Annotated in this window: 1 pseudogene; it reads left to right on the forward strand. The window is 34.9% G+C overall.

Features of this window, described 5'->3' with window-relative positions:
• A pseudogene (locus RRF55_RS27805) lies at positions 1-238 on the forward strand (hypothetical protein); the annotation flags it as partial.

The following is a 238-nucleotide window of genomic DNA, read 5'->3' on the forward strand; positions in this document are numbered from 1 at the left end:
GTTCATCGAAAGCGTGCAAGTCTATGACCGACAGTTGAAAACATTTAGCGATATTCAAGCTAAAGACTGTGCATTTAGTTATCGTCATAGTATTTTTAAAGATGATCCAAATCGCTATGTGATTACACATGTGACTTTCAAGTTATTGAAAAAAGAAGACTTGAAAATTAGCTATGGTGACTTAAAACAAGCCATGGGTGATGAGCTCACTGCTTTTAATTTGCAACAACAAGTGATT

Origin of the sequence: Klebsiella sp. K47 (assembly GCF_051858335.1) — a bacterium.
Taxonomy (GTDB): domain Bacteria; phylum Pseudomonadota; class Gammaproteobacteria; order Enterobacterales; family Enterobacteriaceae; genus Klebsiella; species Klebsiella pneumoniae.